We start from the raw sequence: 13,968 nt of genomic DNA, 5'->3' as shown, positions 1-13,968 counted from the left end.
GTCCTCATTGTGTCTTCTTCGTGTATACAAGAAGAGGGATTCGATTCTGTCCAGCCCTCGTTTTATTTTCCCGCGAGGACTGGGCGAGTTTGGCAGTGAGGTGACGAATGAATGGGCAGCAGGGCAGCGGCGGCGCAGAGACGGACGCGGCAAAAGGGATCTCGGCCCGCGAACGGGCCTATCGCGGCATTCGGGCCAAGCTGCTGAACGGTGATTTTCCGGCGGGGGGCTTTATCGAAGAGGTGGCGGCGGCCGAGGCGATTGGCGTGTCGCGCTCGCCTGTGCGCGAGGCGCTGAACCGACTCGCGGCAGAGGGCTATCTGGAACTGCACCCGCGCCGGGGCGCGATGGTGCGCGGATTGAACGCTGCGGAATTGCGCGATCTTTACGAGGTGCGGCTGATGGTCGAGACCCATGCCGTGCGCAAGATCTGCCGCGAAAGGCGCGTCGTCCCGGCCGAGCTGACGGTTCTGTGCGAGCGGCATGAGGCGACATCGCCGGATGATTTTCTCGACTGCGTGGAAATCAACCGGCTGTTTCATCAGGCGATCGTGGCGGCGGCGGGCAACACGGTGCTGGTACAGGTGTTCGACGGCTTGCAGGCGCCGCTGGCGCGGGTGGCGATGCTGTCGCTGCAACAGGGCGTCGGCAAGACCGACATCATCGAAGATGAACATCGCCAGATGATCGCGGCGCTGAGCGCCCATGACGAAGCCGCCATCGTGGATCTGGTCAAGCGGCATCTCGATCTGATGCCACGGCTGGTTTCGGCGCTTCAGCGATGACAGGCGCCGGAGGCGGCGAAAACAGTCAGGGAAGAGCATGATCGTGGGACACCGGGGTTGTGCAAGCTCCGGCGCGCGCCGGATTGCCCCGATCTGATCCGCTTTTCGGCGGCCTCGTCTAATTCAAAAGATTTATGACATGGCTCGAATTTTTTATCGGGCAGGGCCGGGCCATTGCGGCGCGCCAAGCCAGAGGCGGGCAGCGGCGATCCTTACGCCGGGCCACGAACCGGTTGCGGGGGCGGCGATGCTCCGCCCCCGGCGCGCTGTTAGTGCTGGTCCGACAGCGATGCCGCGCGCCAGTTGGGCGCTTCGTCAGACGGGTTCGACGTATATCCCGCATCGCGGATGGCGTGGATGGCGCAATATTCATCGCGCTCGGAAGCATCGCCGCTGACCCCGACGGCGCCGATGGTCATGCCGTCGGCATCTTCGATCAGCACCCCGCCGGGAACCGGAATGAACCGCCCTTCGGAGGCCGCCGCGATGGCGTTCTGAAAGGCGGGGCGCGCCGACAGGTAGTCGCGGATCGTGCGGCTTGAAAACCCCATGCCAAGCGAGCCATAGGCCTTGCCAAGCGCGATGTTGAAGCGCAGCAGCCCGCAACCATCCGACATTTTCATGCAGACCATGCGCCCGCCGCTGTCCAATGCGACCACGGTCAGCGGCTTCATCCCCTCGCGTTTGCCGATGGCCAGCACATTGTCGACGATGGTTTCCGCCAGAGCGAGAGAAAGCGAAGAGGCAAGTTTCATGAGATATCCTTTCAGCGCATGAGGTCCGGCAGCCAGGTGACGATCCCCGGAAAGGCCAGAAGCACGATGATGGTGATGACGTCGGCGACAAAGAACCAGGTGATGCCCCTGAACACATCCGGCAGCGATATGTCCGGCCTGACGGCGGCGACGACAAAACAATTGAGCCCGATGGGCGGGGTGACAAGGCAGATCTCGGCCATCTTGACCACGATGATGCCGAACCAGATGGAATCGAACCCCAGCGCCATGACGGCGGGGTAGACCACCGGCAGCGTCAGCAGCAGCATCCCGATGGCATCCATGAACATGCCCAGCACCGCATAGGCCAGAAGGATGCACACCATGATGACCATGGGCGGCGCATCGATGCCGACCACAAGGCTGGTGAAGGCTTCGGCCAGTCCCGAGAACCCGAGGAAGCGCACGAACACCGTCACACCCCAGATCAGCGAAAAGATCATCACCGTCAGCTTGGCGGTTTCCATCAGGCTTTCGGTGATCGGCTTCAGCCCGGTGCCCCGCGCCAGCGCGACGCAAAAGATGATGCCCGCGCCCAATGCGCCCGCTTCGGTCGGGGTGGCCCAGCCCTGGTAGATCGCTGAGATGATGATGAACACCACCGCCATGATCGGCAGCAGCGGCGGCAGCGATGTGATCCGCTCGGGCCAAGTGGCGCGCTCGGCTTTGGCGATGCGAGGGGCCTGTTCGGGCTTGAGCAGCGCCCAGACCACGATGATGGCGGCATAGACCAGCGCCGAGACAAAGCCCGGCAGGAACCCTGCCAGCAGCAAGCGACCGACGGATTCTTCGACGATGATCGCATAGATCACCAGAATGGCCGAGGGCGGGATCAGCGTGGCCAGCGTACCGCCTGCGGCGACAACCCCGGCCGACATGCGCTTGTCATAGCCATGGCGCAACATCTCGGGAATGGCGACGCGGGCAAACACCGCCGAGGTCGCGGTCGAGGCCCCCGACACGGCGGCAAAGCCCGCGGTGGCAAACACCGTCGCAACCGCCAAGCCACCGGGCATCCAGCCCAGCCATTTGCGCGCCGCGTCAAACAGTTGCGTGGTCATGCCCGCATGAAAGGCGACAAAGCCGATGAAGATGAACATCGGCAGCACCGACAGCGCATAGGTGGTTGCCTTGGCATGCGGCACGATGCCCACCACGCCCGCCGCCGGGCCCCAGCCGATCAGCTCGACCAGCCCGAGCAGGCCGATGATGGCGGCGGCAAACACCACGCGCACCCCCAGCACCACGAGGACGATCAACAGGCCGACGCCGATCAGGCCAACGGCGAGCGGGTGTTCGAAACCAAGTCCGATCAGCATCTCAGCGCTCCTCTGTGGCGGCGTCCGCCTCTTCGCGGGCGGTTTCGGCCACGTCCTTGATGGTGGCCACGCCGATGGGCGTGCGGGTCGGGTCGATGAACATGCGGATGGCTCCGGCGAATTGAATGGACAGGCGCAGGAACCAGATCGAGAACGCCACCGGCACCGCCAGCTTGGACGGCCAGACCGGGTATTCGGCATCAATCGTGGTGTCGCCCAGCTGATAAGAGCGCCAGAAATGCGCGCCAGTGTACCAGATCAGCACCGCGATGATCGCCATGCCGACGGCGGCGCCGATGATCTCGGCGGCCCAGTATTTGCGCCCTGTAAGCGCGCCGAGCAAAAGCTCCATGCGGATATGCGCGCCCATGCGCTGGGTATAGGCGGCGCCCAGAAAGGCCATGCCCGCCATCGACAGTTCGACAAGATCGACATAGCCGGTCAGCGGCATGTCAAACAGCGTGCGCATGACGATCTGCGCAATGCCAAGGCACATCAGCGCGAACACGAACAGCGCGGCGATAAAGTTCGTGGCGTCTTCGACCGGGCACAACAGCCGGTCGGCGCGGGCCACGGGGCCGCGCGTGTCAGGGGGGTAGGTCATCGGGGAAATCCGTGGGGCAGGGGGCGGCGCCAGCTGTGGCGCCGCCAGAGGGGATTATTGCGTGTGCGCCTCGTTGGCGTAACCAAGGAAGGCATCCAGCACGCCCTGCGCATCGAAATCGGGATTGTCGGCAACCCATTTGTCCCAGATCGGCCTGCCGGCGCGGGTGCGGAATTCTTCCAGCGCGGCGTCGTCATATTCGATTTTGGTCAGGGTCTTTTCGAACAGGGGGATGTTCTTTTCATCCTGCGCCGCATAGGCGGCCAGTTCGGTTTCCAGCACCAGATCGCGGTTGTCCCAGACCAGCGCCTGATATTGTTCGGGCAGGGCCTCGAAGGCGGTCTTGTTCAACACCCAGCCGCATTCAGACGAGCCCGGCGACAGGTTGGCGGTGTACCAGTCGGCCTCTTCGTTGATCTTGAAGGCGACATGCGCATAGGTGAACGGAAAGGCCGCCACATCGACCGTGCCGTTCTGGAAGGCGGTCAGGGTTTCGCCCGCCGACAGCGTCTGCTTGGTTGCGCCCAGCAGTTCCATCGCATCGCCAAGCCCGCCGCCCGCGCGCACCTGTAGCCCGGCCCAGTCATCGAGCGTTTGCGGCGGCTCGCCCCGGCCCATCATCTCGTATTGCGGCAAGAGGCCCGACGCATAGGGCAGCGCGTTCCACTTTTCCATATCCGCGACGATGGCCGGGTGTTCGAACATCCGCTTGCGCACGTAAAGATCCACCGCCGGGCTGGTGATCGGCAAAAACGGCAACGAGAACACCATCCACGCCGGGTTCTTGCCGGGGTGGTAGAAATTGCAGATACCCGCGCCCTCAAAGGCGTTGAGCTTGATCGCGTCGAGCGCCTCGCGCGCCGGGCCAAGCTGTTCGGCGTAAAAGATGCGGATCTGGAACTTGCCGTCGGTTTCGGCGGCGACCTTTTCGGCCAGCGCCTCCATCCCGGATGTCAGCGCCCGCGCGTTGCCGTACATCGAGATTTTCCAGAACACCGACGGGCCATCGACATTGGCGGCGGGGGCGGCGGTGCCTAGGCTCAGTGCGGCCAGCGCCGACAGGATGATGGGGTTTCTCATAGTTTCTCCTCCCTATGATTGTGTTGTGCCTGTGCTTAGGCGGGCGTTGCGGCAAAGGCCTCGCGCAGCAGGTTCTTTTGCACCTTGCCCATGGTGTTGCGCGGCAGTTCATCCAGGATGCGAATGGCGCGCGGATGCTTGAACCGGGCCAGCTGCGGGCGCAGCAGCGCCATCAGCGCCTCGGGGTCGGGCGTGGCCCCCGGCGCGGGCACCACGGCGGCAATCACCGCCTCGCCGAAATCCGCATCCGGGATGCCGACCACGGCCGATTCCAGCACGCCGGGCAGATCGTCCAGCACCACCTCGATTTCCTTGGGGTAGATGTTGTAGCCCCCCGAGATGATCAGGTCTTTCTGCCGCCCCACGATGGACAAATAGCCATCGGCGTCGATGCGCCCCAGATCGCCGGTGATGAAAAACCCGTTGCCGCGCAGCTCCTCGGCGGTTTTTTCCGGCATGCGCCAATAGCCCTTGAACACATTGGGGCCGCGCACCTCGATCATGCCGATCTCGCCATCGGGCAGGGGCGCGCCGGTGGTGGGATCGGTGATGCGCAGCTCGGTGCCCGCGAGGGGAAAGCCAACCGTGCCGGCGCGGCGCTCGCCCTCATAGGGGTTGGACACGTTCATGTTGGTTTCGGTCATGCCGTAGCGTTCAAGGATGCGATGCCCGGTGCGCCGTTCGAACTGCTCGTGGGTTTCCGCCAGAAGCGGCGCCGAGCCCGACACGAACAGCCGCATGTGTTGCGTCAGCATCGGGGTGAAGCGCGGATCGTCCAGCAGCCGGGTGTAAAAGGTCGGCACGCCCATCAGCGTGGTGGCCTTTGGCAGATCGGCGATGATGTCATCAAGGTTGAAACCGGGGTGGAACAGCATCGACGCCCCCGACAGCGCGCAGACATTCACCGCCACGAACAGCCCGTGGGTGTGAAAGATCGGCAGCGCGTGCAGCAGCACATCGTCCGCGCTGAAGCGCCACAGGTTGGTCAGGGCGCGGGCGTTGGACAACAGGTTGTCATGGCTCAGCATCGCGCCCTTGCTGCGCCCCGTGGTGCCCGAGGTATACAGGATCGCCGCCAGATCATCCGGCCCGCAGGGCAGCGGGTCGTGCTGTGCATCGGCCTGCGCGACGGCATCCATCAGGCTGCCGTTGCCCGCATTGTCCAGCGTCAGCAGCGTCGCCCCCTCAGGCAGGATCGGGCTCAGCCCCTCGGCCTTGGCAGGATCGCAGATCACCAGCCCCGGTTCGGCATCGCCGAGGAAATACGCCAGTTCCGACACGGTATAGCCGGTGTTGAGCGGCAACAGCACCAGACCGGCGCGCAGGCAGGCGGCATAGATCGCAAGCGCGGGCACCGATTTGCCCACCTGCACCGCCACCCGGTCGCCCTTTTGCAGACCCTGCGCCACAAAGACATTGGCCATCCGCGCCGAGAGCGCCAGAAAATCGTCATGACTGAGCGCCGCGCCCCCCAGAGGCGTCACGAAAGGCGCATCGCTGCCGGCGTGGTATCCGAAAAGCTGGTCGAAAAGATGGTTGGTCATGGCATTCACTCAGGTCTTGGCCGGAACGGCGGTGGATTTCAAAAGCGGGGCCAGCGCGCGGGCATGGGCGATTGTCCCCTTGGTGGAATGGCCCTCGATGTTGGCATCGATCTGGTCGAGATCGTACAGATAGTTGACCATCGCACCGCAGGACTGGCGCAAGCCATTGTCGGATTTGTCGGCCCCCATATGCACCTCGTGCACCAGCGCGCCGTTGCCGAGGTGAAACTTCGCCACCGGGTCCAGCGGGCCGCCGCGCGGATGGCGTTCGCGGATCAGGTATTGCGCCACATAGGGGCGCAGCGCCGCGCCCCGGTCCCGCAATGCCTCCGCGAGCCGGGCGGCATCTTCGGCGGGCAGCTCTGACAGGCGCTGATCGGCCCAGCGGCGAAAGCCCGGAATGGGCGAGAGCGTGACGAAAGTGGTCAGTTCCGGCATCGCGGATTTCAGATCCTCGACCACCTGCTTGATCAGCGAATTGCCAAAGGAAATACCGCGCAGCCCCTTCTGGCAGTTGGAAATCGAATAGAACACCGCGGTGTTGATGCGCTTGGCGGGCAGGGCGGGGCGGTCTTCGGCAAGCACCGCCTGAATGTTGCCGGCAACGCCATCGGTCAGCGCCACCTCGACAAAGATCAGCGGCTCCTCGGGCATGGCCGGGTGGAAATAGGCATAGCAGCGCCGGTCTTCGGGCAGCAGGCGGCGGCGCAGATCGTCCCAGCTGTGGATGGCGTGGACCGCCTCGTATTCGATGATCTTTTCCAGAATGCTGGCGGGGCTGTCCCAGTTGATGTGGCGCAGCACCAGAAAGCCCTGATTGAACCACGAGCGGAACAGGTGCAGGAAATCCTGATCGATGACCGCAAGGCGCGGCGCCTCTCTTGCCATGCGCAACAGATCGCAGCGCATGGCGACCAGATCGGCGGTGGCGCCCGGCACGCGGTTCAAACGGCGAAAGATTTCCTGACGGCGCGGCTCTGCGGCTTCGGTCAGCGCGGCGAGGGTCTCGGGCTGGGGGTCTTCGCCATAAGCGCGGGCCAGATCGGCCAGCACCGGGCCGTTGATGTCGAAATCGCTGGCCAGCATGTCGAAGAAGGCGTGTTTCTGATCCTCGCTCATATCGCGGTACTGCGCCAGCAAGGCGCGCGAGACCTTGGACGAGGACACATCCCCCAGATCGGTCAGCAACAGCTCGGCCAACTCGCGCGGGGTGCGGCTGTCGCTGCCACGCGGCGCGGGGCGATTGCGCTGGGTGATCGTGGACAGCAGGTCGATCAGATAGGTCGATTGGATCAATTGCATGGCTCGTGCTCCGTCAGATCAGGGAGGGGGCAGTGATGAGTGCGCGGCCGCTGCGGGCAGTCATGACAGCGCGACCGTCCCGGGCGTTCATGACAGCGCGACCGTCCCGGGCGTTCATGACAGCGCGACCGTCCCGGGCAGTCATGACAGTGCGACCGTCCCGGTCGACACCCCGACCGTCAGCGTCAGGCTGCCCTCGTTCACCAGCCAGCGACGCAGCGTGTAGCTGCGCGCGCCGCGGCTGTGCATCGGATCGGCGTCGGCAAGGGCGCGGGCCTGCTCCAACGACTCCGCGCGCAAGATCACCAGCCCGGCGCCCTCGATCTGCGTTCCGGTCTCATCCGACAGCGGACCGGCCAGAAACAGGCTGCCCTGCGATTCGAGCTTGCGCTGATATTCCAGATGCGCGGGCAGCACCTCGGGCACCGCAGGCCCGCCCGCCATGGGCACCGTGTGTACCATGAACAGCTCAAGCGCCAGCGCCCCGCGGGCCTTGGCGCTGTCTTGGTATGTCTTCCAGTCCGGCATCTTTTCTCCTCCCAGAAAATCGATATTTATTGACGTACACCTTTTTTGTCGTCAAAAGAAAGGGAAATGTGAGAGGAGAGACTATGAAACTTCTGGTTGGGACCATGGGCGGAGAGATGTCGGTGTTCCGCGTCGAGGGCGATACCGCTATCAATCTGACAGCCGCCCTGCCGCAGATCGGCAGCGATTTGCAGGCGCTGATCGGCTCTGATGATCTGCTGGCACAGGCGGCGAAGGTCACGGGCGATGCGGTGCCGCTGGCCGAGATCACGCCAGAGCTGCCGGTGGATGCGCCGGGCAAGATCCTGTGCCTTGGGCTGAACTACATCGAACACATCAAGGAAGGCGGCTACGACATCCCCGACTACCCGGCGATGTTCCTGCGCACGCGCCAGTCGATCATGGCCGCCGGTGCGCCGCTGGTGCGTCCGACCTGTTCGGAGCAGCTGGACTATGAGGCCGAGCTGATGCTGATCGTCGGCAAGGGCGGGCGGCATATCTCCGAAGCCCACGCGCTTGACCACGTGTTCGGCTATACCGTGTTCAACGACGGCTCGGTGCGCGATTTCCAGCGCAAGACGCACCAGTGGACGCCGGGCAAGAACTTTGACCAGACCGGCGCCATCGGCCCCTATGTGGTCACCCCCGAAGACCTGCCCGAAGGCGCCAAGGGGCTGAAGATCGAAAGCCGGGTCGGCGACGAGATCCTGCAAAGCTCGAACACCGGCAACATGATCTGGGGCGTGGCGCAGACCATCGCCATCATGTCCGAGTTCACCACGCTGGAACCGGGCGATCTGATTGCGCTTGGCACGCCTCCGGGGGTTGGCCACGCGAAAAAGCCGGGGCCGCGCTGGCTCAAGCCCGGTGAGATCGTCGAGATCGAAATCGAAGGCATCGGCATCTGCGCCAGCCCGATCAGGGACGAGGCGGATCTGGTTAAGGCGGCACAATGACGGCGCTGGCCGATCCTCGGCAGCAGGCGCAGGCGGCCGTGCGGTCGCTGCGCCAGCGCATCGGGGCGCTGGATGCGGCCTCGATCGATCTGATCCTGCGCGATGCCCGCTCGCATTACGCATGGACCGATCGCGAGGTGCCAGACGCCCTGCTGCGCGAGCTGCACGAGATCACCATCAACGGGCCGACCAGCATGAACACGCTGCCAGCGCGGTTTGTGCATGTGCGCAGCGCGGCGGCCAAGGACCGGCTGGCCAAGGCGCTCAAGGACAAGAACATCGCCAAGATGCGGCAGGCCCCGGTGACGACGATCATCGCCTATGATCCGATGTTCTGGACCCGCCTGCCGCAGACCTTTCCGCACGAGGACCGCCGCCCACTGTTCGAGGGCAAGCCCGAGCATTGCGACATCACCGCCCTGCGCAACTCATCGCTTCAGGGCGCGTATTTCATGATCGCGGCGCGGGCGCTGGGGTTGGATGTGGGGGCGATGTCTGGGTTTTCGAACGCCGCCGTCGATGCGGAATTCTTTGCGGAAAATGGCTGGAAATCGAATTTCCTGTGCAACATTGGCTACGCCGATGAGACCGCGCTGTTCGGCAAGCTGCCGCGCCTTGGCTTTGACGAGGTGTGCAGCGTGATCTGACAAACCATCGATGCGGGCGCGGAAGAGGAGCCGCGCCCGCATCGCACTGACCGCCGGAGCAGATCCGGCACTTTGAACCATACGGGAGGAGGAACCCCAAATGCGTTTCATGACTGTGACAGCCCTGCTGTTTGCGGGGGCGGCTGCGCCCGCGCTCGCGCAGGATTCCATCACCATCAACGTGATCGATGGCTACCCGGCGCGCGCCATGTGGGTGCAGGAGCTGACCGAATATTTCATTCCAGAGGTCGACAAGCGCCTTGCGCAAACCGGCAATTACAGCATCGACTGGCGCGAAAGCTACGGCGGCACCGTGGTCAAGCCGGGCGGCGTGCTCGAAGGGCTTCAGCTGGGCCTTGGCGATATCGGCATCGTCACCACGATCTTCCACAGCTCGAAACTGCCCAGTCAGGCGATTTCGGCGGTGACGCCCTTTGTCTCGTCCGATGCCCGCCTCGTGGCCAAGGCGGTGGATGAGATCGCGCAGGAATTCCCCACCATGCAGGCGGAATTCGACGCGCAGAACCAAGTCTACCTGACCACCGGCGTGGTGCTGGACACCTATCAGCTGTTCTCGTCGCAAAGGGTCGAAACGCTGTCCGATCTCGAAGGTGCCAAAATCGCGGGCGCGGGCATGAACCTGCGCTACGTCGAGGGCATCCCCGGCGCCGCCGGCGTGCGCGGCGGGCTGACCGATTTCTACAACATGCTGCAAACCGGGATGGTCGAACATGCGATGCTCTGGCCCGAGGCGGCGGCAACCTTCAAGATCTCCGAGGTGGGGCCGTTCATGCTGGCCGCCGATCTGGGCGCGGTGAACACCAAGACCCTGTCCGCCAACAAGGATTTCTGGAACGCCCTGCCCGAAGAGGTTCAGACCGCGATCCGCGAAAGCGCCGCCGCCTACCGCGATCACGTCGCCGAAGTGGCGATGGACCGCGCCGCCGAAGCCCGCGCGGCCTATACCGATGCTGGCGGAGAAATCGTGCCGATGAGCGCCGAGCAACGCGGCGCATGGGCGGCATCGCTGCCCGACATCGCGGCGGAATGGGCGGCGGATCTGGATGCCGACGGGCAACCCGGATCGGCGATGCTGGCGACCTATCTTGAAAAGCTCAGCGGCGATGATGCACCGCTGCGCGACTGGACGGCAGGCCTCGGGCAGTGACAGGCGCCCCTGATCAAGGCGGCGCGCCGGTAGCGAAAGGCTACCGGCGGCTGCACGGCGCGCTGTCAACGCTGGTGCGCGGCACGGCGCTGGGGGCGAACGCGACGGGCACGCTGATGGTGCTCGCGCTGGTGGTGGTGGTGAATTACGACATGCTGGCGCGCACGCTGGCCAGCCGTCCGCTGCATGGCACCATCGAGCTGGTGCAATTCGCCATGGTGCTGATCGTGTTCCTGCAACTGCCCGACGTGATCCGGGCCGGGCGGCTGACCCGCTCTGACGGGTTTCTGGGGATGCTGGCCATCCGCGCCCCGCGCGCCGCAAGCCTGCTGCAACGGCTGATCGACCTGTTGTCCTTTGCCATCATGGCGCTGCTCGCCATCGCGTCCTTTCCGCTGTTCATCGAGATGTGGCATTCGCAGGATTACTTCGGCATTCCGGGCGTGTTCACCGCCCCGTGGTGGCCGATCAAGCTGACCGTTCTGGCCAGCACGGCCCTGTGCGCGATCATCTTCGCCCTCAAAACCCTCAGACCCGGACCGGAGCAAGAGCCTTGACCCCCATCGAAGTCGGCGCCATCTCGGTCGGAGCCATCGTGCTGCTGATCTATCTGGGCGTCTATATCCCTATCGCGCTGACCGCCGTATCGTTTGTCTCGATCTGGCTGATGCGCGACAACTTCACGCTGGCGATGAACCTGCTGAAGATCACCATCGGCGAAAGCGCGATGGAATACCCCTTTGCCACGATCCCGCTGTTCAGCTTCATGGGGCTGGTGGTGTCCAAGGCGGGGCTTGGGACGGATATCTATGCCGTCATGTCATCGGGATTTCGGCGGGTAAAGGGCGGCATCGGCATGGCCACGGTGGGGGCCAACGCCGCCTTTGCCGCCGTCACCGGAAGCTCCATCGCCTCGGCCTCGGTGTTTGCCAAGGTCGCCGTCCCCGAAATGCAGAAATACGATTACAACCCGCGCTTTGCGGTGGGGGTCGTGGCGGGCTCGTCGGTGCTGGGGATGATCATCCCGCCCTCGGCGATGCTGATCATCTATTCTTTTGTCGCCGAGCAATCGGTGGGCGAGATGTTCATCGCCGGTGTCATCCCCGGCCTGATGCTGACCGTGGCCTATATCGGCGCGATCTGGCTGATGGGCCGCTTTACGCCGGGCTTTGTTGGCGGGCGCCCGGCGGATGATTACGAGCCGATGCCGTGGCGCGAGGTCACCAGCCGCACCTTGCCGATGCTGTTGCTGATCGTCACGGTGATCGGCGGCATCTACTTGGGCTGGATGACCCCGGTCGAGGCGGGGGCGGCGGGCGCGGCGCTGGGGCTGATCATCGCGGCGGTGCGCCGGACCATGTCGTGGCGCAACCTCTGGGAGACGCTGATCGAAACCGGCCATATCACCGCCGCGATCCTGTTCCTGATCACCGCCGCGTCGATCTACAGCCGGATGCTGGGTCTTGCCGGTTTGCCCCGCGAGCTTGAGGCGATCCTTGCCGCCAGCGATTTCAGCTTCGTGCTGATCATGGTGTTCTATGTGATCCTGATGCTGTTTCTGGGCACCATCCTCGACACCTCGTCGATCATCCTGATCGTGGTGCCGCTGTTCCTGCCGCTGATCGAACCCATGGGCCTTAGCCTTGTGTGGTTTGGCATCATCACCGTCATCGGGGCTGAAATCGGCCTGCTGACACCGCCTTTGGGGATTTCCTGCTTCGTCATCAAGGCGACGCTGGATGACCCGCGCATCACGCTCAAGGACGTGTTCATGGGCGCGCTGCCCTTTGCGGGGGTGATGCTGCTGGTGCTGGCGCTGCTGATCGCCTTTCCCTCTCTTTCCCTTGCCCTTCTGTAAGGAGCTGACATGCGCAACGTAACACCCGACAATATCACCGAGGTCTTCACCGGCTATTTCGGCCCCGACACCGATCCGCGCTTTGCCGAGATCATGGGCGCGCTGGCCCGCCATCTGCACGCCTTCACCAAAGAGGTCGGGCTGACCCATGACGAATGGCGCGCCGGGCTGAAGGCGATGGAATGGGCCGGGCAGATCACCACGCCCGAGCGCAACGAATTCGTGCTGATGTCGGATGTGCTGGGGCTGTCGTCGCTGGTCGACATGATCAATTCGCACCCCGGCGCCACCAGTTCCAGCGTGCTGGGGCCGTTCCATGTGTCAGATGCGCCGCCGATGGCGCTTGGCGCCGACCTGCGCGCCGATTTCCCCGGCGAGGTGGTGCTGGTGCAGGGCCATGTGCGCGACCTGAACGGTAAACCGATCCCGCACGCGCAGCTGGATATCTGGCAGACCGCGCCCAACGGGCTATATTCCAGCCAGGACCCGGATCAGGACATCATGTCGTTTCACGGGCTGATGACCACCGATGAAGATGGCTATTACGCCTTCACCACGGTGCGCCCGGTCGAATACACCGTGCCGACCGATGGCCCGGTGGGCCAGATCCTCGACGCGGCGGGGCGCCATCCGTGGCGGCCTTCGCACCTGCATTTCATCATCAAGGCGCCCGGCTTTCGCGATCTGGTGACCGAGGTGTTCCCCGCCGATGATCCCTATCTTGATCAGGATACGGTGTTTGGCGTGCGCGAAGATCTGGTGATGCATTACGCGCCGCAACCGGCGGGAAGCTTTCCCGAAGGCTTCGCCCTGTCGGGCAAGGTCGATGACGCGTGGTCGCGGGTGGATTTCGATTTCAAACTGGTGGCGCGCTAGGGCGTCACGGTTCGGGCGGCGCGGCCTTGTCGCCCGGACCCACCCCGCCAAGCCCGTCGCGCAGCGCCCCGGCGCCGTGCATCAGGGCGCCGTAACGTTCGGCCCCAAGGGTTTGCGCGCCAAGCGCGTCGATCTCGGCCCAGACCTGATGGATTTGCGAAAGCAGCGCACAGCCCTTGTCGCTCAGGCTCAGCAGATTGCCGCGCGCGTCTTCGGGATCAGGGCGGCGCAGGATGTACCCCCCCGAGATCAGCCGCGCGGTCATCGTGCTCATGCTGGCCTGCGTCACGGTGAATTCCCGCGCCAGCCGCGCCTGCGACACCGTGCCCATGCGGGCCAGCCCATCGATCACCAGCGCCTGACGCGGACGCAGCCCAAGGGGATGCAGCCGCGCGGCAAGCTCTGCCTCGATCAGATCGGCGGAATGCAGCAGAAGATGAAAAAGGTAGCGTCGGCTGTTCATTCTGATATAGATAGCATACTAAGCAAAAGGCGACAATCCTTCCATAACGGAGCCATGATCCG

Annotated in this window: 15 protein-coding genes; 7 read left to right on the top strand and 8 right to left on the bottom strand. The window is 64.2% G+C overall.

Translation table 11 applies throughout. The features are described 5' to 3' along the window. The first annotated feature begins 107 nt into the window (after nt 1–107). Nucleotides 108–785: a GntR family transcriptional regulator gene (locus tag KO516_RS11015; protein ID WP_216003837.1), complete on the top strand. Its 678-nt coding sequence runs from the start codon at nt 108–110 to the stop codon at nt 783–785. A gap of 269 nt (nt 786–1,054) precedes the next feature. Here the strand turns inward: KO516_RS11015 and KO516_RS11010 are convergent, their stop codons facing one another. The 7 genes from KO516_RS11010 to KO516_RS10980 all read right to left on the bottom strand — a co-directional run bounded on the left by KO516_RS11010 (nt 1,055) and on the right by KO516_RS10980 (nt 7,938). Continuing rightward, nucleotides 1,055–1,540 carry a heme-binding protein gene (locus KO516_RS11010; protein WP_216003836.1) on the bottom strand — a complete coding sequence of 162 codons (486 nt, stop codon included), beginning with the start codon at nt 1,538–1,540 and terminating at the stop codon, nt 1,055–1,057. Between the two features lie 11 nt (nt 1,541–1,551). After that, a complete protein-coding gene (locus KO516_RS11005) occupies nt 1,552–2,880 on the bottom strand; it encodes a TRAP transporter large permease (protein ID WP_216003835.1) in 1,329 nt (442 codons plus the stop codon). Nucleotide 2,881: 1 nt separating this feature from the next. Next, complete coding sequence (locus KO516_RS11000) at nt 2,882–3,484, bottom strand: TRAP transporter small permease (RefSeq protein ID WP_216003834.1); 603 nt, start codon at nt 3,482–3,484, stop codon at nt 2,882–2,884. 54 nt (nt 3,485–3,538) lie between these two features. Beyond that, nucleotides 3,539–4,564 carry a TRAP transporter substrate-binding protein DctP gene (gene dctP, locus KO516_RS10995; RefSeq protein WP_216003833.1) on the bottom strand — a complete coding sequence of 342 codons (1,026 nt, stop codon included), beginning with the start codon at nt 4,562–4,564 and terminating at the stop codon, nt 3,539–3,541. A 35-nt stretch (nt 4,565–4,599) separates the two neighbouring features. Next, the gene (locus KO516_RS10990) at nt 4,600–6,108 is read right to left on the bottom strand and encodes a malonyl-CoA synthase (RefSeq protein WP_216003832.1); all 1,509 of its coding nucleotides are present in this window, start codon (nt 6,106–6,108) and stop codon (nt 4,600–4,602) included. Nucleotides 6,109–6,117: 9 nt separating this feature from the next. Next, on the bottom strand, nt 6,118–7,410 hold the full coding sequence (locus KO516_RS10985; protein ID WP_216003831.1) for a malonyl-CoA decarboxylase: 1,293 nt from the start codon (nt 7,408–7,410) through the stop codon (nt 6,118–6,120). Between the two features lie 141 nt (nt 7,411–7,551). Beyond that, nucleotides 7,552–7,938 carry a YciI family protein gene (locus tag KO516_RS10980; RefSeq protein ID WP_216003830.1) on the bottom strand — a complete coding sequence of 129 codons (387 nt, stop codon included), beginning with the start codon at nt 7,936–7,938 and terminating at the stop codon, nt 7,552–7,554. Between the two features lie 83 nt (nt 7,939–8,021). Between KO516_RS10980 and KO516_RS10975 the strand changes: the two genes are divergently transcribed. The 6 genes from KO516_RS10975 (at nt 8,022) to KO516_RS10950 (ending at nt 13,443) form a co-directional block, all read left to right on the top strand. Next, nucleotides 8,022–8,894: a fumarylacetoacetate hydrolase family protein gene (locus KO516_RS10975; protein WP_216003829.1), complete on the top strand. Its 873-nt coding sequence runs from the start codon at nt 8,022–8,024 to the stop codon at nt 8,892–8,894. Further along, nucleotides 8,891–9,541, top strand: a complete 651-nt coding sequence (locus tag KO516_RS10970; RefSeq protein WP_216003828.1) for a malonic semialdehyde reductase — start codon at nt 8,891–8,893, stop codon at nt 9,539–9,541. The genes KO516_RS10975 and KO516_RS10970 overlap by 4 nt, the downstream gene beginning before the upstream one ends. A 100-nt stretch (nt 9,542–9,641) precedes the next feature. Beyond that, the gene (locus KO516_RS10965; RefSeq protein ID WP_216003827.1) at nt 9,642–10,709 is read left to right on the top strand and encodes a C4-dicarboxylate TRAP transporter substrate-binding protein; all 1,068 of its coding nucleotides are present in this window, start codon (nt 9,642–9,644) and stop codon (nt 10,707–10,709) included. After that, nucleotides 10,706–11,266 carry a TRAP transporter small permease subunit gene (locus KO516_RS10960; RefSeq protein WP_371742073.1) on the top strand — a complete coding sequence of 187 codons (561 nt, stop codon included), beginning with the start codon at nt 10,706–10,708 and terminating at the stop codon, nt 11,264–11,266. Before KO516_RS10965 ends, KO516_RS10960 begins: the two co-directional genes overlap by 4 nt. Then, nucleotides 11,263–12,567: a TRAP transporter large permease gene (locus KO516_RS10955; protein ID WP_216003826.1), complete on the top strand. Its 1,305-nt coding sequence runs from the start codon at nt 11,263–11,265 to the stop codon at nt 12,565–12,567. The genes KO516_RS10960 and KO516_RS10955 overlap by 4 nt, the downstream gene beginning before the upstream one ends. 9 nt (nt 12,568–12,576) lie before the next feature. Then, a complete protein-coding gene (locus KO516_RS10950; RefSeq protein WP_216003825.1) occupies nt 12,577–13,443 on the top strand; it encodes a dioxygenase in 867 nt (288 codons plus the stop codon). 4 nt (nt 13,444–13,447) lie between these two features. Here KO516_RS10950 and KO516_RS10945 read toward each other — a convergent pair whose 3' ends face one another. Further along, complete coding sequence (locus tag KO516_RS10945) at nt 13,448–13,906, bottom strand: MarR family winged helix-turn-helix transcriptional regulator (protein WP_216003824.1); 459 nt, start codon at nt 13,904–13,906, stop codon at nt 13,448–13,450. Nucleotides 13,907–13,968 lie beyond the last annotated feature (62 nt).

The sequence above is a fragment of the Citreicella sp. C3M06 genome, assembly GCF_018860705.1.
Lineage (GTDB): Bacteria > Pseudomonadota > Alphaproteobacteria > Rhodobacterales > Rhodobacteraceae > Salipiger.
This window is presented reverse-complemented; position numbering and strand designations above follow the sequence as displayed.

Excerpts from the sequence above, each read along its gene's own strand:
- KO516_RS10970 (WP_216003828.1), top strand. The coding sequence starts at position 8,891 with ATGACGGCGCTGGCCGATCCTCGGCAGCAGGCGCAGGCGGCCGTGCGG.
- KO516_RS10985 (WP_216003831.1), bottom strand. The coding sequence starts at position 7,410 with ATGCAATTGATCCAATCGACCTATCTGATCGACCTGCTGTCCACGATC.
- KO516_RS10990 (WP_216003832.1), bottom strand. The coding sequence starts at position 6,108 with ATGACCAACCATCTTTTCGACCAGCTTTTCGGATACCACGCCGGCAGC.
- dctP (WP_216003833.1), bottom strand. The coding sequence starts at position 4,564 with ATGAGAAACCCCATCATCCTGTCGGCGCTGGCCGCACTGAGCCTAGGC.
- KO516_RS11000 (WP_216003834.1), bottom strand. The coding sequence starts at position 3,484 with ATGACCTACCCCCCTGACACGCGCGGCCCCGTGGCCCGCGCCGACCGG.
- KO516_RS10965 (WP_216003827.1), top strand. The coding sequence starts at position 9,642 with ATGCGTTTCATGACTGTGACAGCCCTGCTGTTTGCGGGGGCGGCTGCG.
- KO516_RS11005 (WP_216003835.1), bottom strand. The coding sequence starts at position 2,880 with ATGCTGATCGGACTTGGTTTCGAACACCCGCTCGCCGTTGGCCTGATC.
- KO516_RS10945 (WP_216003824.1), bottom strand. The coding sequence starts at position 13,906 with ATGAACAGCCGACGCTACCTTTTTCATCTTCTGCTGCATTCCGCCGAT.
- KO516_RS10975 (WP_216003829.1), top strand. The coding sequence starts at position 8,022 with ATGAAACTTCTGGTTGGGACCATGGGCGGAGAGATGTCGGTGTTCCGC.
- KO516_RS11010 (WP_216003836.1), bottom strand. The coding sequence starts at position 1,540 with ATGAAACTTGCCTCTTCGCTTTCTCTCGCTCTGGCGGAAACCATCGTC.
- KO516_RS10950 (WP_216003825.1), top strand. The coding sequence starts at position 12,577 with ATGCGCAACGTAACACCCGACAATATCACCGAGGTCTTCACCGGCTAT.
- KO516_RS10980 (WP_216003830.1), bottom strand. The coding sequence starts at position 7,938 with ATGCCGGACTGGAAGACATACCAAGACAGCGCCAAGGCCCGCGGGGCG.
- KO516_RS11015 (WP_216003837.1), top strand. The coding sequence starts at position 108 with ATGAATGGGCAGCAGGGCAGCGGCGGCGCAGAGACGGACGCGGCAAAA.